General features: G+C 57.3%; 26 protein-coding genes and 2 tRNA genes. 26 read left to right on the top strand and 2 right to left on the bottom strand.

Annotated features, from left to right (window positions below):
* Positions 1 to 2 precede the first annotated feature (2 nt).
* The 8 genes from NCG89_RS01785 (at position 3) to NCG89_RS01750 (ending at position 7,610) form a co-directional block, all read left to right on the top strand.
* Entirely contained in the window at positions 3 to 1,199 is a 1,197-nt protein-coding gene (locus NCG89_RS01785; RefSeq protein ID WP_251088060.1) for an NADH:ubiquinone reductase (Na(+)-transporting) subunit B, read from the top strand.
* Positions 1,192 to 1,962, top strand: coding sequence for a Na(+)-translocating NADH-quinone reductase subunit C (locus tag NCG89_RS01780; protein ID WP_251088059.1), 771 nt, complete (start codon positions 1,192 to 1,194; stop codon positions 1,960 to 1,962). The genes NCG89_RS01785 and NCG89_RS01780 overlap by 8 nt, the downstream gene beginning before the upstream one ends.
* A gap of 3 nt (positions 1,963 to 1,965) precedes the next feature.
* Positions 1,966 to 2,631, top strand: a complete 666-nt coding sequence (locus tag NCG89_RS01775) for an NADH:ubiquinone reductase (Na(+)-transporting) subunit D (protein ID WP_251088058.1) — start codon at positions 1,966 to 1,968, stop codon at positions 2,629 to 2,631.
* The gene (nqrE, locus tag NCG89_RS01770; protein WP_251088057.1) at positions 2,632 to 3,240 is read left to right on the top strand and encodes an NADH:ubiquinone reductase (Na(+)-transporting) subunit E; all 609 of its coding nucleotides are present in this window, start codon (positions 2,632 to 2,634) and stop codon (positions 3,238 to 3,240) included.
* A 27-nt stretch (positions 3,241 to 3,267) separates the two neighbouring features.
* Positions 3,268 to 4,491 carry an NADH:ubiquinone reductase (Na(+)-transporting) subunit F gene (gene nqrF, locus NCG89_RS01765; protein WP_251088056.1) on the top strand — a complete coding sequence of 408 codons (1,224 nt, stop codon included), beginning with the start codon at positions 3,268 to 3,270 and terminating at the stop codon, positions 4,489 to 4,491.
* A 7-nt stretch (positions 4,492 to 4,498) separates the two neighbouring features.
* Positions 4,499 to 5,506, top strand: coding sequence for an FAD:protein FMN transferase (locus NCG89_RS01760; protein ID WP_251088055.1), 1,008 nt, complete (start codon positions 4,499 to 4,501; stop codon positions 5,504 to 5,506).
* A 1-nt stretch (position 5,507) separates the two neighbouring features.
* Positions 5,508 to 5,753 (top strand): (Na+)-NQR maturation NqrM, encoded by a 246-nt coding sequence (nqrM, locus tag NCG89_RS01755; protein ID WP_251088054.1) that lies wholly within the window; start codon positions 5,508 to 5,510, stop codon positions 5,751 to 5,753.
* Between the two features lie 678 nt (positions 5,754 to 6,431).
* Complete coding sequence (locus NCG89_RS01750; protein ID WP_251088053.1) at positions 6,432 to 7,610, top strand: integrase core domain-containing protein; 1,179 nt, start codon at positions 6,432 to 6,434, stop codon at positions 7,608 to 7,610.
* Positions 7,611 to 7,888: 278 nt separating this feature from the next.
* On the opposite strand, the gene NCG89_RS01745 is transcribed toward NCG89_RS01750, so the two are convergent.
* Positions 7,889 to 8,992 (bottom strand): 3-deoxy-7-phosphoheptulonate synthase, encoded by a 1,104-nt coding sequence (locus tag NCG89_RS01745; RefSeq protein ID WP_251088052.1) that lies wholly within the window; start codon positions 8,990 to 8,992, stop codon positions 7,889 to 7,891.
* 127 nt (positions 8,993 to 9,119) lie between these two features.
* Here NCG89_RS01745 and NCG89_RS01740 point away from each other — a divergent pair, with 127 nt between their 5' ends.
* The 3 genes from NCG89_RS01740 to NCG89_RS01730 are packed head-to-tail and all read left to right on the top strand — an operon-like array spanning position 9,120 to position 12,292.
* Positions 9,120 to 10,367, top strand: coding sequence for a lipoprotein-releasing ABC transporter permease subunit (locus NCG89_RS01740; RefSeq protein ID WP_251088051.1), 1,248 nt, complete (start codon positions 9,120 to 9,122; stop codon positions 10,365 to 10,367).
* Positions 10,360 to 11,070 (top strand): lipoprotein-releasing ABC transporter ATP-binding protein LolD, encoded by a 711-nt coding sequence (lolD, locus tag NCG89_RS01735; protein WP_251088050.1) that lies wholly within the window; start codon positions 10,360 to 10,362, stop codon positions 11,068 to 11,070. Before NCG89_RS01740 ends, lolD begins: the two co-directional genes overlap by 8 nt.
* 1 nt (position 11,071) lies before the next feature.
* Positions 11,072 to 12,292 (top strand): lipoprotein-releasing ABC transporter permease subunit, encoded by a 1,221-nt coding sequence (locus NCG89_RS01730; RefSeq protein ID WP_251088049.1) that lies wholly within the window; start codon positions 11,072 to 11,074, stop codon positions 12,290 to 12,292.
* Here the strand turns inward: NCG89_RS01730 and NCG89_RS01725 are convergent.
* Entirely contained in the window at positions 12,289 to 12,825 is a 537-nt protein-coding gene (locus NCG89_RS01725; RefSeq protein ID WP_251088048.1) for a DUF2062 domain-containing protein, read from the bottom strand. The genes NCG89_RS01730 and NCG89_RS01725 overlap by 4 nt on opposite strands.
* A 94-nt stretch (positions 12,826 to 12,919) precedes the next feature.
* Here NCG89_RS01725 and NCG89_RS01720 point away from each other — a divergent pair, with 94 nt between their 5' ends.
* From NCG89_RS01720 to NCG89_RS01650, 15 genes are all read left to right on the top strand, one after another.
* Complete coding sequence (locus NCG89_RS01720) at positions 12,920 to 15,256, top strand: DNA internalization-related competence protein ComEC/Rec2 (RefSeq protein WP_251088047.1); 2,337 nt, start codon at positions 12,920 to 12,922, stop codon at positions 15,254 to 15,256.
* A gap of 198 nt (positions 15,257 to 15,454) precedes the next feature.
* On the top strand, positions 15,455 to 16,108 hold the full coding sequence (locus NCG89_RS01715; RefSeq protein ID WP_251088046.1) for a MotA/TolQ/ExbB proton channel family protein: 654 nt from the start codon (positions 15,455 to 15,457) through the stop codon (positions 16,106 to 16,108).
* Positions 16,105 to 16,536, top strand: coding sequence for an ExbD/TolR family protein (locus NCG89_RS01710; RefSeq protein ID WP_251088045.1), 432 nt, complete (start codon positions 16,105 to 16,107; stop codon positions 16,534 to 16,536). Before NCG89_RS01715 ends, NCG89_RS01710 begins: the two co-directional genes overlap by 4 nt.
* A 22-nt stretch (positions 16,537 to 16,558) precedes the next feature.
* Entirely contained in the window at positions 16,559 to 18,358 is a 1,800-nt protein-coding gene (msbA, locus tag NCG89_RS01705; RefSeq protein WP_251088044.1) for a lipid A export permease/ATP-binding protein MsbA, read from the top strand.
* A 6-nt stretch (positions 18,359 to 18,364) separates the two neighbouring features.
* Positions 18,365 to 19,345 (top strand): tetraacyldisaccharide 4'-kinase, encoded by a 981-nt coding sequence (lpxK, locus tag NCG89_RS01700; RefSeq protein WP_251088043.1) that lies wholly within the window; start codon positions 18,365 to 18,367, stop codon positions 19,343 to 19,345.
* Positions 19,346 to 19,388: 43 nt separating this feature from the next.
* Positions 19,389 to 20,156, top strand: a complete 768-nt coding sequence (gene kdsB / locus NCG89_RS01695; RefSeq protein WP_251088042.1) for a 3-deoxy-manno-octulosonate cytidylyltransferase — start codon at positions 19,389 to 19,391, stop codon at positions 20,154 to 20,156.
* Positions 20,153 to 20,629 (top strand): low molecular weight protein-tyrosine-phosphatase, encoded by a 477-nt coding sequence (locus NCG89_RS01690; protein WP_251088041.1) that lies wholly within the window; start codon positions 20,153 to 20,155, stop codon positions 20,627 to 20,629. Before kdsB ends, NCG89_RS01690 begins: the two co-directional genes overlap by 4 nt.
* Before the next feature lie 4 nt (positions 20,630 to 20,633).
* On the top strand, positions 20,634 to 21,641 hold the full coding sequence (gene murB, locus NCG89_RS01685; RefSeq protein WP_251088040.1) for a UDP-N-acetylmuramate dehydrogenase: 1,008 nt from the start codon (positions 20,634 to 20,636) through the stop codon (positions 21,639 to 21,641).
* A gap of 186 nt (positions 21,642 to 21,827) precedes the next feature.
* Entirely contained in the window at positions 21,828 to 22,472 is a 645-nt protein-coding gene (gene uvrY / locus NCG89_RS01680; protein ID WP_251088039.1) for a UvrY/SirA/GacA family response regulator transcription factor, read from the top strand.
* A 17-nt stretch (positions 22,473 to 22,489) separates the two neighbouring features.
* The gene (uvrC, locus tag NCG89_RS01675; protein WP_251088038.1) at positions 22,490 to 24,331 is read left to right on the top strand and encodes an excinuclease ABC subunit UvrC; all 1,842 of its coding nucleotides are present in this window, start codon (positions 22,490 to 22,492) and stop codon (positions 24,329 to 24,331) included.
* Positions 24,332 to 24,416: 85 nt separating this feature from the next.
* Positions 24,417 to 24,977: a CDP-diacylglycerol--glycerol-3-phosphate 3-phosphatidyltransferase gene (gene pgsA / locus NCG89_RS01670; RefSeq protein WP_251088037.1), complete on the top strand. Its 561-nt coding sequence runs from the start codon at positions 24,417 to 24,419 to the stop codon at positions 24,975 to 24,977.
* A gap of 108 nt (positions 24,978 to 25,085) precedes the next feature.
* Positions 25,086 to 25,161: transfer RNA gene (locus NCG89_RS01665), tRNA-Gly, on the top strand.
* A 156-nt stretch (positions 25,162 to 25,317) separates the two neighbouring features.
* Positions 25,318 to 25,391: transfer RNA gene (locus tag NCG89_RS01660), tRNA-Cys, on the top strand.
* 146 nt (positions 25,392 to 25,537) lie between these two features.
* Positions 25,538 to 26,365, top strand: a complete 828-nt coding sequence (locus tag NCG89_RS01655; protein ID WP_251088036.1) for an SOS response-associated peptidase — start codon at positions 25,538 to 25,540, stop codon at positions 26,363 to 26,365.
* A gap of 145 nt (positions 26,366 to 26,510) precedes the next feature.
* A complete protein-coding gene (locus tag NCG89_RS01650) occupies positions 26,511 to 26,957 on the top strand; it encodes a hypothetical protein (RefSeq protein ID WP_251088035.1) in 447 nt (148 codons plus the stop codon).
* Position 26,958 lies beyond the last annotated feature (1 nt).

The following is a 26,958-nucleotide window of genomic DNA, read 5'->3' as shown; positions in this document are numbered from 1 at the left end:
CCATGGGACTGAGAAAAGTTTTAGATGACCTGGAGCCGCATTTCGAGAAAGGCGGCCGTTACGAAAAATGGTATGCCCTCTATGAGGCGGTCGATACTATTTTCTATTCACCCGGTTCAGTCACCAAATCCACCGCCCATGTGCGCGATGGGGTTGATCTGAAGCGGATCATGATCACGGTTTGGTTTTGTGCCTTCCCGGCGATGTTCTATGGCATGTGGAATATTGGCTTCCAGGCCAACACGATCATGGCCGAGAGTGGTCTGGCGGCTGGCGAAGGCTGGCGTCATGCGATGATCGCGCTGTTTGCCGGTTACGATCCCAGCAGCATCTGGGACAACTTCTGGCACGGTTTCTGGTATTTCATCCCGGTTTACGCTGTCACCTTTATCGTCGGCGGTTTCTGGGAAGTTCTGTTCGCCATGAAGCGCGGCCACGAGGTTAACGAAGGCTTCTTTGTTACCTCGATTCTGTTCGCCCTGATCTGCCCGCCCAGCATCCCGCTGTGGCAGGTGGCACTGGGTATCAGCTTCGGTGTCGTTGTCGGCAAAGAAGTGTTCGGCGGCACGGGTAAGAACTTCCTCAACCCCGCACTGACCGGCCGTGCCTTCCTTTACTTTGCCTACCCGGCGCAAATGTCGGGCGATGCGGTATGGACCGCGGTTGACGGTTACACCGGTGCCACTGCGCTGTCGGTTGCCGCCAGTGACGGTATGGCCGCGCTGGAAGCCAAAATGTCGTGGATGGACGCGTTCCTGGGTAACATCCACGGTTCGATGGGGGAAACCTCAACTCTGGCCATCCTGATTGGTGGTGCGGTACTGCTGTGGACGGGTATCGCGTCCTGGCGCATCGTCTTGGGGGTGTTCGGCGGTATGGTGGCGACCAGCTTACTGTTCAACTCCATCGAAAGCACCAACCCCATCATGGCAATGCCCTGGAATTGGCACTTGGTGGTGGGCGGTTTTGCCTTCGGTATGATCTTTATGGCCACCGACCCGGTGTCCTCATCCATGACCAATAAAGGCAAGTTCATTTTCGGCGCACTGATCGGCGTGATGACCGTACTGATCCGGGTGGTCAACCCGGCCTTCCCCGAGGGCATTATGCTGGCAATTCTGTTTGCCAACTTGTTTGCTCCTCTGATCGACCATTTTGTTGTGCAGGCGAATATCAAGCGGAGGTTGGCACGTGGCTAGTAATGACAGTATTAAGAAAACGCTGATCGTTGCGTTTACCCTCTGTATCGCCTGCTCACTGGTTGTGGCCAGTGCAGCAGTGCTGCTCAAACCCGCCCAGGTAGCCAACAAGGCGCTGGACCGGAAGGCGAATATTCTCGCCGCCGCCGGGATGCTAAAAGCGGATAGCAGCGTGGAGGAGCAATTCGCTCAGATCACCACCCGTATCGTGGATTTGCGTACCGGCAAGTTCACCGATGAAGTTGCCCCGAAAAACTTCGACCAGAAAAAGGCTGCGGGTAATCCCGAGACCTCGATTGATCTCAATGCCAGCGAAGATTTGGCCAAGATCAAACGGCGGGAAAACTTTGCCGAGGTGTATCTGGTCGGTGAGCCTGGCGATTATCAAAAGGTGATTCTGCCAGTTCGCGGCTATGGCCTTTGGTCTACTCTCTACGGTTTCCTGGCCTTGGAGGGCGACTTCAATACCGTGGCCGGTTTGGGTTTTTACGAGCATGGTGAAACCCCCGGGCTCGGCGGTGAGGTCGATAACCCCAAGTGGAAGGGTTTGTGGCCCGGCAAGGAAATCTATGACGACGGCGACGTTGCCATTGAATTGGTGAAGGGCAATGTGGACAAATCCACGCCCGGTGCGGAAAACAAGGTCGATGGTCTTTCCGGTGCGACCTTGACCAGCCGCGGTGTTTCTAACCTGATTCGCTTCTGGATGGGCGAGATGGGTTATCAATCATTTCTCGAAAACCTTCGGTCAGGGGAGGCCTAAGCCATGGCAACATTGAAAGAAGCCCTTACCAGTCCCGTATTTAAAAATAACCCCATTGCCCTGCAGATCCTGGGGATCTGTTCGGCATTGGCAGTGACTTCGAGTCTGAAGGTCACCCTGGTTATGTGTATCTCCGTGATTCTGGTAACCGCTTGCTCCAGCTTTTTGGTGTCATGCATCCGCAATCACATTCCCGGTGCGATCCGAATCATCGTGCAGATGGTGATTATCGCCTCCCTGGTAATCGTGGTTGACCAGGTGCTGAAAGCCTACGCCTTTGCCATCAGCAAACAGCTGTCGGTGTTTGTCGGCCTGATCATTACCAACTGTATCGTTATGGGTCGTGCTGAAGGTTTCGCGATGAAGAATCCGCCGGTGGCGAGCTTTATCGACGGTGTCGGCAATGGCCTGGGTTACAGCGTTGTGTTGTTCAGCGTTGGCTTTATCCGTGAGCTGTTCGGCTCGGGCAAGCTGTTCGGTATTGAAATTCTGCCTCTGGTCACCGATGGCGGCTGGTATGTGCCTAACGGCCTGCTACTGTTGCCACCCAGCGCCTTCTTCCTGATCGGCTTCTTCATTTGGGGGCTGCGCAGCTGGAAGAAAGAGCAGGTCGAAAAAGAGGAATTCAAAATCACCAAGAACACTCGCAGCGTTAAGGAGGCTTTTTAAATGGAACACTTTATTAGCCTCTTCGTGAGGTCCGTTTTTATCGAGAACATGGCTTTGGCCTTCTTCTTGGGGATGTGTACCTTCCTGGCGATCTCCAAAAAGATTCAGGCCGCCATTGGCCTGGGTATTGCCGTTATCGTGGTACTCACCATCACCGTTCCGGTTAACCACCTGATCTACGACAACCTGTTGCGTGAGGGCGCTCTGGCCTGGGCCGGCTACCCGGAAGTGGATCTGAGTTTCCTCGGTCTGCTGAGTTACATCGGGGTTATTGCCGCGATCGTTCAGATCATGGAAATGTTTCTGGATAAGTTCGTTCCCGCTTTGTACAGCGCCCTGGGCGTGTTCCTGCCGCTGATCACCGTAAACTGCGCCATCATGGGTGGCTCGCTGTTCATGGTGGAGCGCGACTATAACCTGGGTGAATCGGTTGTCTATGGTGCTGGCGCGGGTACTGGCTGGGCGTTGGCGATCATGGCCCTGGCTGGGATTCGCGAGAAGCTCAAGTACAGCGATGTGCCCGAAGGGCTGCGCGGTCTGGGCATTACCTTTATTACCGTTGGTCTGATGTCGTTGGGCTTTATGTCCTTCGGCGGCATTGACCTGTAACCGAGAAGAGATACTGGAGGCGTTTTAATGAATACGGTAGTTGTTCTCGGCGTTGGTATGTTCACCGCGATCGTTCTGGCGTTGGTGTTCATCATCCTGTTTGCCCGTTCACGTTTGGTGAGCAGCGGCAACGTCAATATTGTTATCAACGGCGAAAAGACCATCACGGTGCCCTCTGGCGACAAGCTCTTGGGCACCCTGGCAAACCAGGGCGTGTTCCTGGCCTCTGCCTGTGGTGGCGGCGGTAGCTGCGCCCAGTGCAAGTGCATCGTCGAAGAGGGGGGCGGCTCCATGCTGGCCACTGAAGAAGCCCACTTCAGCCCCCGCGAAGCCAAAGAAGGCTGGCGTCTGTCCTGTCAGACACCGGTTAAACAGGACATGAAAATTGAAGTGCCCGAAGATGTATTCGGTGTGAAGCAATGGGAATGTACTGTTGCGTCGAACCCGAACGTGGCGACCTTCATCAAGGAGCTGACTCTGCAACTGCCAGAGGGCGAGAACGTGGATTTCCGCGCTGGTGGTTATGTTCAGCTGGAGTGTCCGCCTCACCATGTGAAGTACTCGGATTTTGACATTCCCGAGAAATTTCGCGGCGATTGGGAGCGCTTTGGTTTCTTCAACGTTGAGTCCAAGGTAGACGAAACGGTCATCCGCGCTTACTCCATGGCGAACTATCCGGAAGAGAAGGGCATTGTGAAGTTCAATATTCGTGCAGCGACCCCACCGCCGAATAACCTGAGCCTGCCTGCCGGTAAAATGTCTTCCTGGGTGTTTAACCTCAAGCCCGGCGACAAGGTGAAAGTGTACGGTCCTTTCGGTGAGTTCTTTGCCAAGGAAACCGAGGCCGAGATGGTCTTTATCGGTGGTGGTGCTGGTATGGCACCGATGCGCTCGCACATCTTTGATCAGCTCAAGCGTCTCAACAGCAAGCGTAAAATCTCCTTCTGGTATGGTGCTCGCTCGCTGCGCGAAGCTTTCTACGTGGACGAGTACGACAAGCTGGCTGCAGAGAATGACAACTTTGAGTGGCATTTGGCCCTGTCAGATCCCCAGCCTGAAGATAACTGGACGGGTCTCACCGGCTTTATTCACAATGTGCTGTACGAGCAGTATCTGAAGGACCACGACGCGCCGGAAGATTGCGAGTTCTACATGTGTGGACCGCCGATGATGAACGCCGCCGTCATCAAGATGCTCGAAGACTTGGGTGTCGAGCCCGAAAACATCCTGCTGGATGACTTCGGTGGCTAAGGCGCTTATGTGCCAAACAAAAGCAGCCATCGTGCTGCTTTTGTTGTTTCTGGCTGGCTGTAAACCCGCTCCTGAGCCGGTTATTCAGATCAGTGGTGCCACCATGGGCACCACCTACCATGTGACCCTGGTGAACCCGGGTGAGCTGCGCGCTGATGAGCTAAAGCGTGATCTGGATTTCCAGCTGGAACACTTCAATACGATTGCCTCGACCTACATTGGTGACTCCGAGCTCAACCGCCTGAATCGCGCGGCAGTAGGGGAGTGGCATGACATCAGTCCGGTGTTGTATGCCATTCTCAATATGGCCATCGAAGTCAGTTGGCTCAGTGGTGGCGCCTTCGATATCACCGTGGCACCGTTGGTAAATCTGTGGGGCTTTGGCCCGCAGAAGCACGAGTACGTGCCAGATCAGGCCGGTATCGATGCGGCGATGGCGCTGGTGGGTTATCAGAAACTGGAAATGGACATGCTTGAGCCCAAAATGCTCAAGCGTGAAGCTGTGCAGCTGGACCTGTCGGCCATCGCCAAAGGTTACGGGGTGGATGCAACCGCTGTGTGGCTAGCATCGCTGGGGGTCACCGATTACCTGGTGGAGATCGGCGGCGAAATGCGCATGGCGGGCAAAAGCCCCCGGGGCGACAGCTGGCGGATCGGGGTGGAAAACCCCGACCCTGACGCCGAAGGCGTCCTACCGGTTGCCGTTACCGATATGGGGGTCGCGACCTCGGGTGATTACCGCAATTACTTTGAAAAAGACGGTAAACGGTATTCGCATACCATCGACCCCCGCACCGGGCGGCCCATCACCCACCGGCTTGCATCGGTAACCGTGTTGGACCCATCATGTGCCTATGCAGATGCGCTGGCGACAGCCTTCTCGGTGATGGGCGGTGATGCCGCGTTGGCGATGGCGAACAGCCAGGATATCCCGATCTATCTGATTGAGAAGACCGATGAAGGCTTTGTGAGTCGCTACAGCGACGCCTTCGCGCCTTATTTGGAGGAGCAATAACATGTTGGCAACCATTATCGCTGCAGCGATATTTTTGATGTTGGTGATGGCCGCTATGTCCATTGGGGTGTTGCTGGGACGCAAGCCTATTGCTGGGTCTTGTGGCGGTGTTGGCGCGGCCATGAATGATCCGGACTATGTTTGTGATCTTTGTGGGAATGATCCCAATAAGTGTGAGGAGCGGAGTCAGACGGCGGCCTCATCTGCCAAGAAGGGTGGGGTGGAGTTTTACAACGCCGATAAGTGAGCAAAGGGGCGAAGCCCCTTTGCTGATTCCCTTGTTTCCTGGCATTTCTTCCCTGTGTATCTTTCTTGGTTCCCCGGTTGCGGGAGCGCTGTTCATTTTGGCTTTTGTTTAGAGTTTTGGTTTCGCCCAGCTGGGCGACCTACTTCTTTTTTGCGCCAAAAAAGAAGTAGGCAAGAAAAAGGGCGCCCCATCGCTCGCCCTTCGGGTGCGTTGCGCTTCTCGGAATTTGAAGGGAACGCTGCGGAACTCGCCTGCGGCTCAAACAGTCCTCGCTAAAAGACTCCCTTCAAATTCCTGCGATGCTCACCGAGCTCAAAGGGGGATTAACCCTCGAACTCCGAATTGAATACTTTTAGTTTTGAACATGGCGCAGCCTTCTATTCTGCTGGATGCATTGAAAGCAGACCAAATTCGATGCTGCGGCCTTTCCCCCTTGTGGAGCTGCTGAGCACTGCAGCGGCTCGCGGAGATAAGCGAAACACTGTTTGAGCGCAGCGAGTTTGTTTCGGGCCACGTTGGTCGCGCCGCGAGACGCGAAGCGCGCAAGGAACCGATGGCGTCTTTTTGCCATCGGCAGCGGAGCCGGGGTGTGTAGGGTTCAACAACATAGGTAACAGTTTGTTTCAAATACATAGGTAACACATTGGTTAAATAGTGAGCACCGGATAGGAGGTGCTCATGCCTTGGCGAGATGTGAAACCGATGGACGAACGAGTGTTATTTATTAGCGATTATCTTCGCGGTGGTCGGCGCTATTTTGCTGAGCTATGCCGCTGCTACGGCATCAGCCGTAAGACCGGCTACAAGTGGGTCGAGCGATACCAAGCCTCCGGCATTGAGGGCCTCCAAGAGCGAAGCCGCCGGCCTCTTCATCACCCAGCGGCGATCCCCTACGCCATTGAGCAGGCGGTGGTGGCGTCTCGTTGTATCGGTCGTATGACGTTGGGCCCGAAGAAGATCCAGCAAAAGCTCCGGGAGCAGTTTCCTGATACACCGGTGCCGTCGATCACTAGCATTCACAACATTCTTAAGCGACACGGCTTGATTGAGGCCCGCCAACCCAGGCGACGGGTCAGTCCTTATCGTGAGCCCTTTGCGCCGGTCGCTGCCCCCAATGATTTGTGGAGTGTGGATTTTAAGGGGCAGTTCAAGCTTGGCCACGGGCCGTGGTGCTTTCCGCTGACGGTGATGGATCATCACAGCCGATTTCTATTGGGCTGTCAGGGGCTTGAGGGAACCGAAACAAAGGCGGCTAAGCAAGTCTTTGAGCAGCTATTCAAAGAGTATGGGCTGCCTCGACGAATTCGCAGTGACAATGGGGTTCCCTTCGCCAGCAAAGCGCCAGGGGGCCTTTCTGCTTTGTCGGTCTGGTGGGTGCGGCTGGGCATTGTGCCCGAGCGCATCAAACCGGGAATGCCCCAACAAAATGGGCGCCATGAACGGATGCATCGGACCATGAAGCAGGCCGTCACCAAGCCCGTCGCTGACACGATGGCAGCTCAGCAGCATTGTATGGATATCTTTCGGCGAGACTACAATGAGCAGCGCCCACACGAATCACTGGCGCTTAGCGTACCTCAGGCGTGTTACAGCGCTTCGCAGCGGCATTATCCCGAGCGACTTCCGGAGCTGGAGTACCCCAGTTACTACTCTGTAATGAAGGTGCAGCGCAGCGGTACAATCTATTGGGGCGGCGGGCAGGTCTATGTGTCCCATTCCCTCAAAGGTGAGCGTGTGGGACTTGAGCAGGTTGACGATGGAATTTGGGATATCTACCTTGGACCCATTAGGTTGGGTGGCTTTAACCAGCGCAATATTGGCGGTAAAGCCTTCCCCTATTGGACGATAAAAGTGTAACCCATGTATTTGAAATAATGTGTTACCCATGTATCTGAATCATACAGCGCCCTTTTTCTTGCCTACTTCTTTTTTGGCGCAAAAAAGAAGTAGGTCGCCCAGCTGGGCGAAAAAAAGCTATCAAAGCCTTTTACAAACCCGACAGGGTGCCCATAAGGCAAGACCCACAAGACCCAATTGAATCAAACGCCATCCGCAAAGATAAGAACCCCCAACCGCGCTTCCATTCCAAAACAGTAATCTGACTCCCGAGCAGGATAAGTAAGCCGGCGACCGCCTTACTGCCAAACCGCGCAGCGCTTGAGATAGGCCTCCCGCGCAATCTCAACATCCTTGAGAAAGGGCTCAAGCTCACTCATCAACATCGCCTGAGGCCCATCAACGAGCGCCTTTTCCGGTGCTGGATGAAAATCCACCAGCACCATATTCGCGCCGGCGGCCACGCCCTGTGCGGTGGCATGACAAAGCTCCAACACGCCATCGGGGGCGCGCTCCCGGCTGCCGACGGAGTGGGAGGGATCAATACATACCGGCATCCGGGTGAGGCGTTTCACCGTGGGTACCTGGGCAAAATCCACCAGATTACGATGGGGCGCGCCGAAGTCGCTCTTCATACCGCGCAGGCAAAAGATCACCTGAGAATTGCCTTCGCTGGCCAGGTACTCGGCGGCATTGAGGGACTCGTTCAGGGTGATGCCAAAGCCGCGCTTAAGCAGGGCAGGGTGACGCTTTTGTTTTCCGATGGCTTTGAGTAGTTCGAAGTTTTGGGTATTGCGCGTGCCGATTTGCAGAATCACGCCGCAGGGGTTGCCGGTCTCTTCCAGCGCGGTGTTGATCTCGTCAACGTGCTGCTCTTTGGTGACCTCCATGGCAATCACCTTGATGCCGTACTTGCCTGCCAGCTCGAATACCCAGGGCAGACAACTGGCGCCGTGGCCCTGGAATGCATAAGGGTTGGTGCGGGGCTTGTAGGCGCCCATGCGGCTGCATTGCAGGCCGTTGGCTTGCAGGGCACGCATCATTTCTTCCACGTGTTTTTTATTGTCGACCGCACATAAGCCAGCGAACACGTGCAGGCTTTGCTGGTCGAAGGTCAGCCCCTGGTAACTGAAACCGCTGATTCGGGCGCTGTCGCTGTGGCGGCCCAGGATGCGATATTCCTCGGAGATGCGGATGACCCGCTCGACCGCGGGCAAGCTGGCGATGTCGTCGGCATCGAGGGCGTGGGTTTTGCCGAGCAGATAAATTTCGTGGAGCTCTTGGAGCTGGCCCTGTACCTGGTGTTCACGCACTTCAATGTTGGGCAGGGCATGCAGGTATTTGAGGGTTTCTCGGTAGGCGTCGTCGCCGGTTTTAATGTCAGAGCGAAGTATCAGTAGCATAATTACCCCTGTGCTGCTGAGCGGAATGTGTCGTTGAGTTTGCCTCGCGCAAATGACAACGAATTCTTGGTCTTGCAGTGATAGTATAGTGCCAGTTTCAGCCAGCGGATGGTCCAATCGCCTCGCCATGTCTTTACCACTCAGTCTCAGCATCGGTATCCGCTACTTTCGTCGCGCCTCCAGTCACGATCATTTTTTCTCGCTGATTTCCTGGTTCTCGTTGCTCGGTATGATGCTGGGTGTCTGTGCGCTGATTATTGTCATGTCGGTCATGAATGGCTTTGAGTCAGAGCTGCGTCAGCGGGTGCTGGCGGTGGTGCCCCATGGGTATATCGAAGGGGCCAATGGCCGGCTCACCGACTGGCAGCAGGTTCGGGAGACCTTGCTGGCAGCGGAGGATGTGGTCGGGGTGGCGCCCTATATCGGTGGTAAGGCGCTGCTGGCAGGCCGCAATGGCTTGCGCGGCGTGGCCTTGTACGGTGTTGATCCTGAGCTGGAGAACAGCGTGTCGTCGGTGTTCGAAAAAATTCTGGCCGGGCGCCGCTTGCCCAGCAGCGGCGGCGATTTTGGCATTGTGATGGGCGATATTCTTGCCCGCCAGCTCGGGGTGAGTATTGGCGATAGCATCCAGGTCACCTTGCCGAAGGTGACAGTGACTCTGCTGGGGTTGTTTCCCCGGCAGAAGGACTTCACGGTGCTGGGGGTGTTCAGTGCCGGCGCCCAGTTGGATGGCACCACCGCCTTTATCCACATTGAAGACGCCCAGCGGCTCTACCAGTTTGGTGACGACGTGGAGGGTTTGCGAATTGAACTGAGCGACATGTTCGCCGCTCCCAATCGCATTCCCGAGTTGGCGGCGGAATTTCCCGAGGGCAGCCGTGGCCAGGACTGGAGCCGCAGTCAGGGCAGTCTGTTTCAGGCGGTGAAAATGGAGAAAACCATGGTGCGTTTGCTCCTGCTGTTCATTATTTTGATCGCCGCCTTCAACATCATCTCCATTCTCACCATGGCAGTCTCGGATAAGCGCGGTGCCATTGCGGTGCTGCGCACCATGGGGGCGAGCCCGGGCCTGATTCTAAGGGTGTTTATGATCTATGGCATGGCCAGCGGCATCCTCGGTGTGGCACTGGGGCTGATTCTGGGGCTGCTGATCGCTGCGAATGTGGGCGATATCGTCGCCTGGCTGGAACAGATTTCCGGCATGCAATTGTTTGATCCACAAGTGTACTTCATAACCCATTTGCCGTCGGAGCTGCACTGGCAGGATGCGCTGGGGGTGAGTGTTGCCGGACTGCTGCTGAGCTTTCTGGCCACGCTGTATCCGGCCTGGCAGGCATCAAAGGTGCAACCGGCGGAGGCTTTGCGATATGAGTGACGAAATTCGAGATCCTGCAACCTTGGTGCTGCGCTGCGAAGCGCTGGGCAAACGCTATCGGCAAGGCCCGGAAGAGCTGCACATTCTTAACGATATCAATCTGGAGATCAGCCAGGGCGAGCGCGTCGCGATTGTCGGCCCGTCGGGGGCGGGAAAAACCACCCTGCTGCATATGCTCGGCGGCCTGGATGTGCCATCGGAGGGGCGGGTCGAAGTTGCGGGTCAGAATGTGGCCAAGATGGATGATCGCAGCCGCAGTGCACTGCGCAACCGGGAGCTGGGCTTTGTCTACCAGTTTCACCATCTGCTGGCAGAATTTTCCGCCCTGGAAAACGCAGCCATGCCGCTGATGATTGGCGGCATGGCAAAGGCGAGCGCGCTGAATAAAGCCAAGGTATTACTGGAGCGTGTTGGCCTGGGGCACCGCCTGCAACATCGTCCGGCAGAGCTCTCTGGGGGCGAGCGCCAGCGGGTCGCCATTGCCCGAGCGCTGATCAATACGCCAGCGTGTGTGCTGCTTGATGAGCCCACCGGTAATCTTGATGGTGATACTGCCGTGTCAGTGCAAAACCTGCTGCTGGAACTGAATCGGGAGCTGTCGATCAGCCTGGTGATTGTGACCCACGATATGGGGCTGGCTGGCCGCATGGACCGCATACTGCATTTGCGCGACGGTCACCTCAGCGAGCGGGAGCCTGGCTAACATGAGAGGGCTACCCTGGCATATTGGCCTGCGCTATTCCATGGATCGGAGCGGCAATCAGCTAGTGTCTTTTCTGTCGCGTTTGTCGATGGTCGGCCTGATTCTCGGGGTGGCGCTGTTGGTAGTGGTGTTGTCAGTCATGAATGGCTTCGATCAGGAAATGCGTAGCCGCATTCTGGCCCTGGTGCCCCACATTACTCTGCAGCCCTGGCAGAGCGGGGCGATGGATGCGGATAGCCTGCAGTCTGAGGTGGCGACCCATCCGGCGGTGACTGGCTCGGCGCCCTTTTTGCAGGGCAATGTGTTGTTAATTAAAGGTGCGGCGGTAGAGCCCGCTTTGCTGCTGGGGATCGACCCTGCGGCTGAGGCGACGGTATCGAGCTTGAACACCTTTGTCGATTTGGATCGCTTGCGGGCAGCCCCTGACGGGCTGATTCTGGGCAGTGCTCTGGCGGCCAAACTTGACGTGACCGAGGGAGATCGCCTGAGTCTGGCGGTGCCCCAGTCAGATCAGGCCCGGGATGTTCGCTTTGCACGGCTGCCCATTCTGGCGGTGGTCGCCACCGGCACCGAGTTAGATCAGCAGTTGTTGGTGGGTTCAGTAAGCAAGGTGCAGTCGCTGTTGCCTGACGGTGAGCCGCTTTCGCTCAGGGTGAGCATCGACGATGTCTTTGCTGCGCCGCGAATCGCCTGGGAGCTGGCCTCGGTGCATGGCCGGGAATACATCGTGCGGGACTGGACCCAGCAATTTGGCAATATGTACCACGCCATTCAGATGTCACGAAAACTGGTGGTGGTGATGCTGTTGGCGGTGGTCGCCGTCGCTATTTTTAATATCGTCTCTACATTGGTGATGGTGGTGAACGATAAATCAGCGGATATCGCGATCCTGCGCAGCCAGGGTGCCAGCCGAGGCGATATCTTACGGAGCTTTCTGGTTTACGGTGCGGTCATCGCCGGAGTCGGTACCAGTATTGGCGGCGGTTTGGGGGTAGTGTTGTCCCTGGTGATTGGTGATCTGGTGGCCGCCCTTGAGCACGCCCTGGGGCTACAATTGCTGCAGAGCGATGTTTACCCGATTAACTATTTGCCCTCGGCCCTGCGCTGGGGAGACATTCTCGGCGTGTGCGGAACGGCCTACGGTATGAGTTTGATCGCGACCCTGTATCCGGCCTGGCGCGCCTCCCGGCAGCCGCCAGCTGAAGCTTTGCGCCACGGCTAATCCGATTGCCGCGCCCGCGATTCTCGTTGCAGGCGGCGTTTGCGCCAGCGGTGAATGACGTGAATGCGCCACAAGATGTGCACGGATGCCGAGCCCAGCAAGCCGAAAAACAAGCCAGTCAGTAGCGATCCCAGCAATAGCGGCCGCCACAGCTTGATCAATTCCTCTTCCAGCCAGTGAATCGACAACTCAAATTGCACGGGGTGGGTGTCGACGCCCAGCACCAGAGCACCTATCTTGTAAGTGAAGTAGAAAATAGCTGGGATGGTCAGGGGATTGGTAATCCACACCAACATGACTGACAGCGGCAGGTTCGCCCGAAACAAGATTGCCGTCAGGGCGGCGAGCAACATTTGCGATGGGACGGGAATGAAGGCGACAAACAAGCCGATGAATACTGCCAATGTCACGGATCGGCGGTTGAGGTGCCATAGATTTGGGTCATGCAACAGGCTGCCAAACACCCTAACCGAGGGGTGTTCGCGCATTTTTTCTGGCGCCGGTAGCAGGCGTTTTAGGAATTTACGAGCCATGTGCCCTGGAGTACTCGCGTTCTAGGGTGACAAAGTGGCGTTTCGCCCACGCTAGGCGGCGCTATTATGCACACAAGCCATAAGGGAAACCAGCATGTTGTCATGGACGACGACAGCGGCCGCCATCCTGGGCAGCGCATATTTGCCCTGGCCGCTACCCCCGATCACTTGCTCGATGGCAGCAGTGGGGATGCTGTGGCTCCGCCTGCGCTATCCCGCCAATCGCATTATCCGCTGCCTTCTGGCATTAGTGCTGGGCCTGAGTTTTGCTGCCTTCCACGCCCACTGGCGCCTCAACCAGACACTGCCAGCGGCGCTGGAGGGGCAGGATCTGCGCTTGCGTCTGCTCGTGCAGCGCGGGCCGATGGCCCTGCAATCCGGTGATCGCATCCGAATCGATGCGATGGTAGCCCGGCTGCTGGATTGCGGCGCCACCGCCTGTCCAGCGCGCCTGGGTAAGCTTCGTTTAACGTTATATCAAGGTGATGGCAGCGCGCCGGGCCTGAAACAAGGGGATGAAGTTCTTGCCACCGTGCGCTTAAAGCGGCCCCGGGGCTATGCCTCACTGGGCGCCTTTGATTACGGCCGTTGGCTGTTCAGCAATGGCTACGCCGCCAGTGGCTACATTCGCCAGTATGAGATTTTTCGGGCCGCCCCTGAGTCTGGGCAAGATTGGCGCCAAACCGCGATTCGCCGCGTGTGGCAGCGGCTTGAAGGACTGGCCCAAGGCGACCTGATTCTGGCGCTGCTGTTTGGAGAGCGCGACGCCATGTCTCCCGGCCGATGGGCAGTGCTGACGGAGACCGGAACGGGCCACCTGCTGGCCATCTCGGGAATGCATATCGGCCTGGTAGCGGGCTGGGGGTATCTACTCGGCCGCGTGGTCGGTGGTTTGCTTCGGAGCAGCGTCTGGGCCACCCGGATACCCCCGCTGCTAGGCTTGCTGCTGGCCCTCGGTTACGGCGCGATGGCGGGATTTTCCCTGCCCACCCGCCGGGCGCTGATCATGTTGCTGCCGTTCATCGCGGCAAGGTTACTGCATCGGCGCGTGCAGGTGTGGCAGTGCCTCAGTCTGGCATTATTGGGGGTCGCCTTGTTAGATCCTATGGCAGCCCACCAGCCCGGCTTCTTTTTGTCCTTCGGTGCGGTGTTTTTGCTCTTCTGGCGGTTTTATGGCGCAACCGAGCGGGTGTCACGGGGCGGTGTGGTTAATCTGCTGGAAACCCAATGGCTGTTAGGCGTGGGTTTGGTGCCGTTGCTGTGCGCCTGGCAGTTCACCTTGAGCAGCGGTTCCCTGCCGGCAAACATGGTGGCCATTCCAGTGGTGGCGGTGGTGATTTTGCCAGCGATTTTGCTGGGATATGTCATTGCCGCCTGGTGGCCATTCGCAGGCCAGGCGCTGTGGCAATTCGCCGATCTGTCGCTGGCGGGTCTGCTGCTTTACCTCGAGCAAGTGCAGCGTTGGTTTCCCAGTGGTGCCTGGTCGGCGAGTCCGGTCACACTGGTGCTGGGTGTGGTTGGTTGTATCTTGCTACTGCGCCCCGGCCTGCCCGGCAAAGTGGCAGCCGGGTTATTGCTGCTGCCGATGTTGCTTGGATCTCCTGCGCGCCCACCGACTGGGCAATTTGATTTACATGTGCTGGATGTGGGGCAGGGCTTGTCGATTATCGTCACCACTGAGCACCACGGGCTGGTGTATGACCTGGGGCCGGCGTATGACAGCGGCTTCAATACCGCGGATGCGGTTGTTCGTCCCAGTCTTGCCCGATTGCGAATCAGGGAGTTGGACGCACTGGTGCTCAGCCACAACGATCGAGATCACGTTGGCGGTGCGGCGGATTTCCTGGACCGCGTTCCTGTTAGAGCCCTCTACCATGGTGAACCGCTACCGGCGATATTGTTGCCCTGGCGAAATCGTGCGAAGGCGTGTCATTCCGGTCTGCGCTGGGTCTGGGATGGTGTGCCTTTCGTGTTTTTGCGTCGTGCCAGCCCGTCTCACAAAAACAGTAATGACGCGTCCTGCGTGCTGGTGATCGGCAGCGACGCGGGGAGGGTATTGTTGCCAGGCGATATTTCTTCCGTTGTGGAGCACCAGCTCGGTGACTCGTTGGCGCCGATGGCGGTGGTGGTTGCCCCGCATCATGGCAGCCGCACGTCCTCCAGTGCGGAGTTGATTCGGTCGACCACGCCTGCGCTTGTGGTTTACTCATCGGGCTACAAGCACCACTACGGGCATCCTTCACCCTTGGTTGTGACCCGCTACCGCGACAGTGGGGCGGATTGCTGGGCCACGGGCTGGCAGGGAAGTCTGGCCCTGAGACTGTCACCTGAGGGTATCCAGGCGCAGCGAGCCTGGCGGTGGTATCCCTTCTATTGGCAACGCGGCGGGGGTGGCCCTTGCCCTCCGATAACGGCTGACAACACCAGGTGAGGTTGATACAGACACTCACGTCACTACGTTGGCACTGATGTGGGCACTTAGGTGGGCACTGACGCGGGCACTCAAGTCTGCGGCGCTGCGGGAAAGCATGAATGGTGGATTAGTGGGGTGGGTTTCAGGTTTTGACTTCTTCGGCGCCCGATCACTCCGTATAATGCCCCCTTTCGAATATAACACCGGGGTATAACCGTGCTGGAACTGGTGAAAGCCGGGGGTTGGTTGATGTTGCCGATCCTACTATCGTCCATTGCTGCCGTGGCAATTTGCGTCGAGCGGGCGCTGGCCCTGAAGCCTGAAAAAGTCGCGCCAAAAGGATTGCTTAGCGAAGTCTGGAAGTGGTTGTCGAGTAAAAAGCTCGATGCGGAGAAACTCCGGGAATTGCGCCGGGGGTCACCACTAGGACAAATTCTTGCTGCCGGCCTGACTAACGCTAAATACGGCCGCGAGGTGATGAAGGAAAGCATCGAGGATGCCGCCTCCCATGTCATTCACGACCTTGAGCGCTACACCAATGCCCTGGGAACCATCGCGGCTGTTGCGCCGCTGTTGGGCTTGCTCGGCACCGTGCTGGGGATGATTCGGGTGTTTACCGACATTATGATCGAAGGCTCTGGCAACACTGCCATACTGGCTGGTGGTATTTCCGAAGCGCTGATTACCACCGCCTCGGGCTTGTGTGTTGCGATTCCGGCGCTGATGATGCATCGCTACTTTCTGCGCAAAATAGATGGTCTGGTGGTAAACCTGGAGCAGGAATCCATCAAATTGCTCAATGCGATGTACGGCGACACTGCGGTGAAGGAAGCCGCCAATGCGCCGACCGAGGCGAGTAAGGCCTCGTGAAATTTCGGCGCCAGCGTATTGAAGACGGCGGGATTAATCTCACCCCTCTTATTGATGTGGTGTTTCTGCTGCTGATTTTTTTCATGGTTTCTACAACCTTTACCAAAGAAAGCCGTCTACAGATTGAGTTGCCAACCGCGACCGGCGAGCCGCCGCCGGAGGAAAGAATGGCCCTGGAAATCGTGGTAGACAGCCAGGGACAGTACCGAATAAATGAAAAGGCGCTGCAGGGCCGTGACATTGATGCGCTGATGGCCGCCATAGAACGCTTGGCCGAAGGGGACACCGATATGCCGGTGATGATCACCGCCGACGCCAACAGCCCGCATCAGGCAGTCGTGACCGCGATGGACGCGGCAGGGCGCTTGGGTTTTTCCCGCTTGAGCCTGACCACTCAAAAGCCCCAAGGGGGCCAAGGACCGAATTAACTCCCTGCGGGGAGTTCACGCTATGAAAAGAGACCAATCTGATCTGTATATCTACGGGCGGCTGCTCAAGTACGTCGTTCCCAGTTGGCACCTGTTTTTGCTCAGTGTGCTGGGCTTTGCACTCTATTCCGCTACCCAGGTACTGCTGGCTGATTTGATGCAGCTGGTGGTGGACTATATTGGCGGCAATATGGAGCGCGGCGAGGGCGGCATTATCGCCAAGCTGATGTGGAAGGCCGGGGGTGAGGATTTTGATCTGGCCAATGCCCGTGGTGCCATTGTGGTGGTCATGGTCGTGCTGGGTATCTTTCGTGGCTGGGGTTTTTTGGCCGGGAATTATTTTCTGGCAATGGTCTCGCACCGTCTGGTGCACACTCTTCGCTGTGAGCTGTTTGATCACATGCTGTATATGCCCAGCAGCTACTATGATCGCAATTCCACCGGGGTGCTGATTTCCCGCATTACTTTCAATGTTGAGCAAGTAACCGGGGCGGCGGTAAACGCCATGAAAGTGGTGCTTCGGGAGGGCAGCTTTGCACTCGGCTTGGTGCTGTTCCTGCTGTACACCAACTGGAAATTGACCATGGTGTTCTTTTTGGCGCTGCCCCTGGTCGGTGTGATTGTGTATTGGGTCGGCAAGCGCTTTCGCAAAATCAGCCGAAAAATTCAGAATGCCATGGGCGATGTTAACCAGGTCGCCAATGAGTCGATCAATGCCTACCGGGAAATCCGCCTGTACGGTGGTGTCGACTCGGAGCGGGCCCGATTTGTCGAGGCCAGTAGCCGCAACCGTCGTCAGAACCTGAAGATGGCCTTTTACAATGCCATCAGTCCCACCGTGGTTCAGTTCCCGGTGGTGCTGGCAACGGGTTGCCTGGTGTGGATTGCCCTTGGCCTCAGTGGCGATATGACTCCCGGTGCCTTCGTCGCCTATTTGTCGGCGGCCTTGTTCCTGCCGAAACCGATTCGCCAACTGGCTGAGGTGAGTGCAACCATTCAAAAGGGCCTGGCGGCTGCCCAGAACATTTTTGAGTTTGTTGATACCGATACCGAAAAGGATACTGGCAGCTATGTCACCGATGCGGTGAAGGGCGAGATTGAATTTAAAGACCTGAGCTTTGCCTACACGGCTGACGGTCCGGATGTACTCAGTGGCATTAATCTCAAGATTCCCGCGGGGACATCGATGGCGCTGGTTGGGCTATCGGGTTCGGGCAAATCGACCTTGGTCAGCCTGATTTCCCGGTTTTACCAACATGAGCGCGGTGAATTACTGCTCGACGGTCGAGATGTTCGCGATTACAAATTGGCTGATTTGCGCGAGCATATGGCTCTGGTCACCCAGCAGGTGACCCTGTTCAACGACACGGTATTTAACAATATCGCCTACGGCGGCATGGCAGGCGCCAGCAGGGAGGCGGTGATTGCGGCGGCCACCGCCGCCCATGCCATCGATTTTATCAATGAGTTGCCCCAGGGGCTCGATACGCTGATTGGCGAGGACGGTGTGATGCTGTCCGGCGGCCAGCGCCAGCGGCTGGCGATTGCCAGGGCCTTTCTCAAGGACGCGCCGATATTGATTCTGGACGAGGCGACCTCGGCCCTGGATAACCGGGCGGAGAGTCATATTCAGCAGGCGATGGAAGAGATCATGCGTGGTCGAACCACCATTGTGATCGCCCACCGGCTGACCACCATTGAAAATGCCGACTGCATTGCGGTGATGTCTGGCGGCAAAATTGTTGAGCTTGGCAGCCACAATGAGCTGCTACAGCAAAACGGCGCCTACGCCCAACTGTATAACAAGAATTTTGAGGAGTGATTGCCGGTGGGGCTTACCAGTGCAATCGAAAAAGCCTGGTACCGCCGATCACCCGGGTGGCTGTGGTTATTGCTGCCCCTTGAGGGCGTGTTTCGCGTATTGAGTGCGCTGCGCCGGCGATCGGTTAGGCCCGTTTCTGCCGAGGTGCCGGTAGTGGTGGTGGGCAACCTGGCGGTGGGCGGCAGCGGCAAGACCCCGCTGGTACTGGCCCTGACAGAGGCCCTGACTGCCCGCGGGTATCGGGTGGGCATTTGCAGCCGCGGTTATGGCAGCCGGGCGCCGAGCTATCCCTACTTCGTTACCAACACTTCTCTGGCCGTTGAGGCGGGCGATGAACCGCTGCTACTGGCGAGGCGCAGCGGCGTGCCGGTGGTGATCGCGCCGGATCGCCCTTTGGCAGTCAGCTACTTGCGCGACCAATGCCAGTGCAATGTGATCCTTAGTGACGACGGCCTGCAGCATTACAAGATGGCGCGTAAGGTCGAAGTGGTGGTGATCGATGGCACCCGGAATCTGGGCAACGGCCACTGTTTGCCGGTGGGCCCCCTGCGTGAGCCCCCGTCTCGGTTAGGCGAGGTGGATTTTGTGGTGGTCAATAACCCTGGCCAGGGCAGTCCGGTAGGGGAGAAGATGCACCTGAAGCCTATGCCGCTGCAACCCCTCAATGGCGGCGCCGCTGACAGCGACTCATCGGTCTGGCGGGATGATGTGCGTCGGGTACACGCCGTTGCCGGTATAGGGAATCCGGCGCGGTTTTTCAGCACCCTGCGGCAAATGGGCCTGGAGCTAGTCGAACACCCCTTTGCGGATCATCACAAGTTCACCCGGGACGATTTTCAATTTGCTGCAGACCTGCCCATCGTGATGACCGAAAAAGACGCGGTAAAATGCGGTCACTTGGGTTTGACCAACGCCTGGTATGTGCCGGTGACGGCGGAACTGCCGGCAGATTTTCTGGATCGGGTGATCGCGGCCATCGAGCACTGAGCCGCTCACCTGTAAATCTGTTTTAACAGCGAGTTAGTTTGTTATGTCGTTTACTGTGATTATTCCGGCCCGCTACGCCTCAACTCGGCTGCCCGGCAAGCCACTGCAAGATATTGGCGGCAAGCCCATGATCCAGCATGTGTGGGAGCGGGCGCGCGCCAGTGACGCGGCCCGCGTGGTGATTGCCACCGATCATGCAGGGGTGGCCGATGCGTGCGCCAGTTTTGGCGGCGAAGTGTGCATGACTCGGGAGGATCACGAGTCTGGCACCGACCGACTACAGGAGGTGGTCAGCAAGCTGGGGTTGGACGATAGCGAGATCGTCGTTAATGTGCAGGGCGACGAGCCACTGATTCCGCCGGCGCTGATCAATCAGGTCGCTGCCAACCTGGCAGCTCACCCCGGTGCGGGTATTGCCACCCTTGGCGAGCCGATTGATGACGAGGCCACTATTTTTAACCCAAACGCGGTCAAAGTGGTGGTGAGTCAGGCGGGCTATGCCTTGTACTTCAGTCGCGCCCCTATACCCTGGTGCCGGGATGAGTGGGCTGGCGGCGAGCACTCCCTGCCAGCGGGCGTGCCTTTTCTTCGCCATATTGGCATTTACGGTTATCGGGTGGGATTTCTACATCAGTTTGTTCGTTGGCCGATGGGGCAGCTGGAGCAAGCCGAAAAGCTCGAACAACTGCGAGCGATGGAAAACGGCGTGAGTATTCATATTGAACCGGCCGCGATGGCGATGCCGGCGGGGGTCGACACACCCGCTGACCTGGAACGGGTGCGAGGGTTGCTAGCGGGGGCAGGGCAATGAGTCAGGCAGTGCTGTTTGTTTGTCTTGGCAATATTTGTCGGTCGCCCACTGCCCACGGCGTCTTTCAGAACATGGTGGATCGCGCTGGATTAACTCAGCAAATCACCATTGACTCAGCCGGTACGGGTGACTGGCATATCGGGCACCCCCCTGACCGGCGCATGACCGCGGCGGCCCAGGCGCGCAACATTGATTTAACGCCGTTGCGTGCCCGTCAGGTTAGCGTGGACGACTTTCACGACTTTGATTTGATTCTGGCGATGGACCGCAGCAACCTCAGCGATCTGCTGACGATGAAACCCGGCCATTGCCGGGCGACAGTCAAGCTCTTCCTCGATTACGCCGACTCACCCTTGCAGGAAGTGCCAGACCCGTACTATGGCGGCCCGGAGGGGTTCGAAACCGTGCTGGATTTGGTCGAAGACGGTGCCCGCGGTCTGCTGGGTGAGTTGCAGCGGGGCGCCCTGGAGTAATGCGATGACCCTGCTCGAAGACGTTTCACTGCAGGAATTCAACACCCTGAGTATTCCGGCCAGGGCGGCGTATTTTGCCGAGGTCGTGTCTGCGGCTGATATAGAGCGCATTTTGGCCAATCCCGCGCTGGCGACCTTGCCGCGGCTGGTGCTGGGGGGCGGCAGTAACATTGTGCTGCGAGGCGATTTTCCCGGGGTGGTGCTACACATTGCACTGCGGGGCATTGAGGTTGAGGAAAACGGGACGCAGCGCTTGCTCAAGGTGGCAGCAGGTGAAAATTGGGACGCATTGGTTCGTCATTGTTTAGCGCAAGGCTGGTATGGCATCGAAAACCTGATATCGATTCCGGGGTCGGCAGGCGCCGCACCCATTCAGAATATCGGCGCATATGGCGTGGAGCTGGCGGATGTCCTGGTTGCCGTCTCCGGCTGGGATCTCAACACCCAGCAATGGCGCCGGCTGAGTGCCGAGCAATGCCAGCTCGGCTACCGTACCAGCGTGTTCAAAGCGGCAATGCAGGATCGTTTTATCATTACCGAAATCGAGCTGCGCCTCAGCACCGAGGCACAGCCTAACGTCAGTTATGCGGCCCTGAATGAGGTCTTGAGCGATAGCGAATCGGTGACACCGGAATCGGTGGCGGAGGCGGTAGCGGCGGTGCGGGCGTCCCGACTACCGGATTATCGCACCGAACCCAATGCCGGCAGTTTTTTCAAAAATCCGATTGTCAGCGCCGGTCGGGCCTCGGTGCTGAAGCAGCAGTTTCCCCAGTTGGTAACGTGGCCGATGGCCGACGGGCGCGTGAAGCTGGCGGCGGCCTGGTTGGTAGAGCAGTGTGGCTGGAAAGGACGACGTCAGGGAGAGGTCGGAATTCATCCGCGTCAGGCAATTGTGTTGGTGAACTACGGCCGGGCAAAGGGCGCGGAGGTATTGGCGCTGGCTGAAGCCATACAGCATTCAGTAGCGGAAACCTTTGGCGTCAGTCTCGAGATTGAGCCACGCTTGTACTAAAAACGGTGGGCTCAAAAACATGAGATTACCATTCAATAAACTACCTTAAGATATTGATATTAATAGTTTTAAATTGAACAATTTTGAGGCTGCAGTGGGCGTGGGGCAGGGCAGGCGAGTGTGTTGCCCCTTGGCGATACGCTGCCCTCGATGCTATCGTCTCCGCGTTGTACTCGAGGCAATTCCATGATCACCGTTCTGGTAGCAGATGACCACGCTATGGTTCGCACCGGCATCGTTCGGATGCTGGACGACGCGCCGGATATTTCGGTTGTCGGACAGGCGTGTAGTGGCGAGGACGCCATCAGCCAGTGCCGGGAATTGCAGCCGGCGGTGGTACTGATGGATGTGCGCATGCCGGGTATCGGTGGGCTTGAGGCAACGCGCAAGCTTTGCCAAGTGGCGCCAAACAGCCGGATTGTGGCGGTGAGTGCCTATGATCAGGAGCCCATGCCGAGCCGGCTGATCAAGGCCGGGGCGGCGGGATATGTCAGCAAGGAAGCGTCCGAGGACGAAATTCTGACGGCGATCCGGCAAGTCGCCAAGGGGCGCCGGTACCTGAGCCCGGTGGTGGCCCAGGCCATGGCGCTGCGGCCCTTTGAAGTGGAAGGGGCGACCCCCTTTGACAGTTTGTCGGACCGGGAAATGCAGATTTGCCTGATGATAGCCAACTGCCACAAGGTTCAGGACATTGCCGACCATCTGCATATTTCTGCCAAAACCGTGAACAGCTATCGCTACCGTATGTTTGAGAAACTGGGCATCAGTGGCGATGTGGAGTTAACGCACATGGCAATCCGGCACGGCCTCATAGACGCCACCAGCCTGTAGGACACAGCCGGTTGTCGATGAGCGAGAATGCGTCCCCCAAGGGGTTTGATCACCAGCGATTTTTAAAGGAAGTCACCCGCAAACCCGGGGTGTACATCATGCTGGATCAGGCGGGCAAAGTGCTTTACGTGGGTAAGGCCAAAAACCTGCGCAACCGCCTTGGCAGCTATTTTCGTGCCAGCGGGTTGACCACCAAAACCATGGCCTTGGTCAACCGCATTGACCAGATCGAAGTGACGGTGACCGCCACCGAGCGGGAAGCGCTGCTGCTCGAACAGAATCTGATCAAGCAGTACAAACCGCCGTACAACATTCTGCTCCGGGACGATAAGTCCTACCCCTATATATTTCTCAGCGACCATCGCCACCCCAGACTGAGCCTCCACCGGGGCAGCAAACGCAAAAAAGGGCGCTATTTTGGGCCTTACCCCAGTGCTGGTGCGGTGCGCGAGAGCCTCAGTTGGCTGCAAAAGGTGTTCAAGGTCCGTCAGTGTGAAGACGCTTACTACCGTGCCAGAAGTCGCCCTTGCCTGCAGTATCAGATCGGTCGATGCACTGGCCCCTGTGTTGGCAAGGTCAGCGATGAAGACTACGCCAATGATGTGCACCAAACCGAGCTGTTTCTCAGTGGCAAGAGCGACGAGCTGCGCAAGGAACTTGCTGATGAAATGGAGCAGCGGGCGGCGAATCTGGAGTTTGAAGAGGCCGCCGAGCTGCGCGACCGAATCAGCCAGTTGCAGGAAGTCCAGGCAAGCCAGCATATTGAGGGTGAGCGGGGGGATCTCGACATCGTCGCCGCGGTGGAGGAGGCCGGGGTAGTCTGCCTGCAATTATTGTATGTGCGCGGCGGCCGGGTGCTGGGGAGTCGCAGTTATTTCCCCAAGAGCCACCTCGGCGAAGGCCTGCCAGAGCACATCGAGGCATTTCTGGCGCAGCACTACCTGACCCAGGTTGCCACCATGGAAGTGCCGCGCGAAATTATCTGCAACATCGCGCCCAGCGATGTGGCTCTGTTGGCCGACAGCCTGAGTGACGAGGCGGGTAGACAAGTCACTATTACCCACAAAGTGCGCGGTGGCCGGGCCAAGTGGCAGGCCCTGGCAGTCACTGCCGCGGAACAAAATCTGCGTAACCGGTTAGCCTCTTCTAGCGGCATTCAGCGGCGCTACCAGGCGCTGACTGAGGTCTTGGGCCTGGACAGTCCGCCCACGCGGATGGAGTGCTTTGATATCAGCCATAGTAGTGGCGAGGCCACCGTGGCGTCCTGTGTGGTATTTGATGGCGAGGGGCCGTTGAAGTCGGATTACCGGCGCATGAACATTGACGGCATTGAGGGCGGTGACGACTACGCGGCGATGCGCCAGGCCCTGACCCGACGGTATAAGCGGGTAAAAAATGGCGAGCTGGTGCTGCCTGATCTGCTTTTTATCGATGGCGGTAAAGGCCAGCTGAGCCAGGCAAAGGCGGTGATGGCTGAGCTTGGCATCGACAATTTGCTGATGGTTGGTGTCGCCAAGGGCAGTGATCGACGCGCTGGCCTGGAGGTGCTGATTCGCAGTGATAGCGGGCGCGAAATTTCCCTGCCGGATAACAGCCCGGCCCTTCACCTGATTCAACATATTCGTGATGAATCCCACCGCTTTGCGGTTACCGGTCACAAGCAGCGCCGGGACAAGGCGCGTCGTCAGTCCAGCCTGGAGGCCATTCCCGGTATTGGCGCCAAGCGGCGGCGGGAGTTATTGCGCTACTTCGGTGGTCTGCAGGCCGTGCGAGATGCCAGTGTGATCGATTTGCAGCGGGTGCCGGGGATCAGTGAGAAGATCGCCCAGGATATTTACGACGGATTGCGTGGCGCTTGATGGGCCTGGTTGAGTGGAAATTAGTAGTAACGTTCTGCCTCCCAATCCACGTAAAATACGGCGGACGTAAACCGATGAGAATGCTATGAATATCCCCAATGCTCTAACGTTGTTTCGCATTATTCTGATTCCGGTTTTCGTTGTCGTTTTCTATCTGCCGTTCTCTCTGAGCTATGTCGTTACCGCTGCCATTTTTGGTCTTGCTGGCATCACCGATTGGCTGGATGGCTACCTGGCTCGGCGCCTTGGCCAGGCCACGCCGCTTGGGGCCTTTCTGGACCCGGTGGCTGACAAACTGATGGTGGCCGTTGCTCTGGCCCTATTGATCGAACGCTATGATGCCTGGTGGTTTACCTTGCCGGCGACCATCATCATTGGCCGGGAAATCGTCATTTCCGCCCTGCGTGAATGGATGGCGGAGCTGGGCAAGCGCACTAGCGTGGCGGTGTCTTACCTTGGCAAGATCAAAACGACCGTGCAGATTATTGCCATCATCGGACTGTTGTTGATCTCGCCGGCCCATCAAGGCTTTTTGTATTTCGCTAACCTGGTCTTCTTATACAGCGCGGCGGCCCTGACCCTGTGGTCCATGTGTATCTATCTGCGCGCCGCCTGGCCGGACCTGCGAAGTACCGCCAAGGACTAAAAAATTGGCGTTAAATCAGCGACTTTCCTTGACAGTCAGCGGCGACTGACTAGAATAGGCGCCTTCTTCGAATGCGGCCCCTCGGCCATAGTTCGAAAGGTTGTTTTTGCGGGATTAGCTCAGTTGGTAGAGCGGTACCTTGCCAAGGTACAGGTCGTCGGTTCGAACCCGATATCCCGCTCCAGTTTTTCACCTCAGAATAGGGTGTAAAACTAAACGATCAAAGGCGTAGAGGCACAGCGGTGATTCAGCAGACTGCAACGCCAGCGCCCGCAGCGAAAAAATAGGGCCGGTGATTCGAACCGGCGTACACCACTCGGTGTAGAAAAAAACGATCAAAGGCGCGGTGGCAGAGTGGTCATGCAGCGGACTGCAACTCCGTGTACGCCGGTTCGATTCCGACCCGCGCCTCCATTTCTACGGCGGTTTCCAAGTAAGGAGCCACTAACCGCAGTAATTCCGCACGAATCCTTTCATTATTTACCGATCCTCTTCAGGGTATTTCCGTGCCTTTTCGGTGGCTTGATCAGCACGTAATAGTTCCGCATTGCCTCTGTTGAGTGCGCGCCTTTATCAGTGGCCTTGTCTGCCGCCAAGGCTTCGTCAGTAAGACCGCGCTTTCGAAGGTCGACAAGTTAGTACATTTCAGCAATTGCCGCGCCTTTCTCGGTGCACCGCGCCCTTGCCTCCGTCCACTTGTTCTGCTTCGCGGCCAGCGGCAAACTGCATTGATGTGCGGAGGCTATGCAATCAGAAATAATCGGCGGCGCTGGGATCGCCTAGACGGGCTGGTACTCGGTGACGAGGGGGAATGGTTGCCCTCCCGAAATCAGGTGCGCCCCGGTGAGATGGTGCCCATTGTCACTGGAGAAATGAGTGAGATCTCCCAGCGGGAAGTCCTGTGGGGCAGGGTGACGCGGCGTCACCCCCGGCCCTTGATCAATGCTCGGGCAGAAACGGTTTTCGACAAGCCCACTTTCAAACAGGCGATTCGCCAGCGTCGTTGTTTAGTGCCGGCCGACGGTTGGTACGAATGGGTGGCGGAAAAAACGGGGCCCCTGACTGCGGCCGAGGCTCGGGCAAGGGGTCTTACCCGGGCGGGTAAACGGCGCAAATTTTATCGTTTTTCAACAGATCAACCTTTCTGGATGGCTGGCATCTACGGAGGTGCGGAAGTGCGGGAAGGCGACGACTACCGTCCCGTCCAGTCGCTCATCATTTTGACAACAGCAGCCTGGCCTCAAATTGCTGCCAGCGGGCACCATCGGCAACCCATTCTCATTGATGAGCAGGACTGTGAACAGTGGTTGTTTGAATCCGCTGACACTGCTGACGGAATAAAGAAACTGCTTTTGAGCCGCGATTATTACGGCCTTGAAATTGATTGAGCCTGGCCGATTTTGACTTATGTCAGCAAATTGCTCGGGCTCGCCCAACTAATGCGCAAAAAGCCTCTACAGGGAAATCCCTTACAGTAAACTCAGCGTAAGCGGTCTAGTCTGCTGCATATTTGAGACTCTTCGGAGCGCGACCATGCAGACAATTTATTTTTCGCCAATGGCACTACTGCCTGCGGCTCTGGCCGCCGTGCTGCTGTTCCTCTGTGCTTGCGGTGGCGGTCAAAAGGCGGCGAGTGCCGGATCGCGTCATCTGCTGTTACAGGGTGAGCTGGCCGGGCTTGCTGGCGCCAACCCCGATAGCGAGTGGGAGGCGGAGGTTAGCCGGCTTGGTTTGGCCCGGGACGATCATGGACGCCTGCTGGTTGAAATTCGCTATATCGCCGGCGCGCTGGGCAACGTGCGTAGCCAGCTGAAAGATAGAGGCTATAGTATTCAACTGGTGAAACAACATTACGAGCGGTTGAACGTGTGGATAAGTGATGCCGACCAGCTTCAGGGACTGACACGGATCGGCGATGTCAGCCTGGTAACGCTTGCCCCGCCAACCGACCTTCTAACGAGTATCACGGCGGTGGAATAAT

This window comes from Spongiibacter taiwanensis (genome assembly GCF_023702635.1).
Classification (GTDB): Bacteria; Pseudomonadota; Gammaproteobacteria; order Pseudomonadales; family Spongiibacteraceae; genus Spongiibacter; species Spongiibacter taiwanensis.
Note: the sequence above shows the minus strand (reverse complement) of the source record. Positions and strands in the feature narration are given on the sequence as shown.

What these genes read in the sequence shown, in the direction of transcription:
- NCG89_RS01785 (WP_251088060.1), top strand. Translation starts at nt 3, where the DNA reads ATGGGACTGAGAAAAGTTTTAGATGACCTGGAGCCGCATTTCGAGAAA.
- NCG89_RS01775 (WP_251088058.1), top strand. Translation starts at nt 1,966, where the DNA reads ATGGCAACATTGAAAGAAGCCCTTACCAGTCCCGTATTTAAAAATAAC.
- nqrE (WP_251088057.1), top strand. Translation starts at nt 2,632, where the DNA reads ATGGAACACTTTATTAGCCTCTTCGTGAGGTCCGTTTTTATCGAGAAC.
- nqrF (WP_251088056.1), top strand. Translation starts at nt 3,268, where the DNA reads ATGAATACGGTAGTTGTTCTCGGCGTTGGTATGTTCACCGCGATCGTT.
- NCG89_RS01760 (WP_251088055.1), top strand. Translation starts at nt 4,499, where the DNA reads ATGTGCCAAACAAAAGCAGCCATCGTGCTGCTTTTGTTGTTTCTGGCT.
- nqrM (WP_251088054.1), top strand. Translation starts at nt 5,508, where the DNA reads ATGTTGGCAACCATTATCGCTGCAGCGATATTTTTGATGTTGGTGATG.
- NCG89_RS01750 (WP_251088053.1), top strand. Translation starts at nt 6,432, where the DNA reads ATGCCTTGGCGAGATGTGAAACCGATGGACGAACGAGTGTTATTTATT.
- NCG89_RS01745 (WP_251088052.1), bottom strand. Translation starts at nt 8,992, where the DNA reads ATGCTACTGATACTTCGCTCTGACATTAAAACCGGCGACGACGCCTAC.
- NCG89_RS01740 (WP_251088051.1), top strand. Translation starts at nt 9,120, where the DNA reads ATGTCTTTACCACTCAGTCTCAGCATCGGTATCCGCTACTTTCGTCGC.
- lolD (WP_251088050.1), top strand. Translation starts at nt 10,360, where the DNA reads ATGAGTGACGAAATTCGAGATCCTGCAACCTTGGTGCTGCGCTGCGAA.
- NCG89_RS01730 (WP_251088049.1), top strand. Translation starts at nt 11,072, where the DNA reads ATGAGAGGGCTACCCTGGCATATTGGCCTGCGCTATTCCATGGATCGG.
- NCG89_RS01725 (WP_251088048.1), bottom strand. Translation starts at nt 12,825, where the DNA reads ATGGCTCGTAAATTCCTAAAACGCCTGCTACCGGCGCCAGAAAAAATG.
- NCG89_RS01720 (WP_251088047.1), top strand. Translation starts at nt 12,920, where the DNA reads ATGTTGTCATGGACGACGACAGCGGCCGCCATCCTGGGCAGCGCATAT.
- msbA (WP_251088044.1), top strand. Translation starts at nt 16,559, where the DNA reads ATGAAAAGAGACCAATCTGATCTGTATATCTACGGGCGGCTGCTCAAG.
- kdsB (WP_251088042.1), top strand. Translation starts at nt 19,389, where the DNA reads ATGTCGTTTACTGTGATTATTCCGGCCCGCTACGCCTCAACTCGGCTG.
- NCG89_RS01690 (WP_251088041.1), top strand. Translation starts at nt 20,153, where the DNA reads ATGAGTCAGGCAGTGCTGTTTGTTTGTCTTGGCAATATTTGTCGGTCG.
- murB (WP_251088040.1), top strand. Translation starts at nt 20,634, where the DNA reads ATGACCCTGCTCGAAGACGTTTCACTGCAGGAATTCAACACCCTGAGT.
- uvrY (WP_251088039.1), top strand. Translation starts at nt 21,828, where the DNA reads ATGATCACCGTTCTGGTAGCAGATGACCACGCTATGGTTCGCACCGGC.
- uvrC (WP_251088038.1), top strand. Translation starts at nt 22,490, where the DNA reads ATGAGCGAGAATGCGTCCCCCAAGGGGTTTGATCACCAGCGATTTTTA.
- pgsA (WP_251088037.1), top strand. Translation starts at nt 24,417, where the DNA reads ATGAATATCCCCAATGCTCTAACGTTGTTTCGCATTATTCTGATTCCG.
- NCG89_RS01650 (WP_251088035.1), top strand. Translation starts at nt 26,511, where the DNA reads ATGCAGACAATTTATTTTTCGCCAATGGCACTACTGCCTGCGGCTCTG.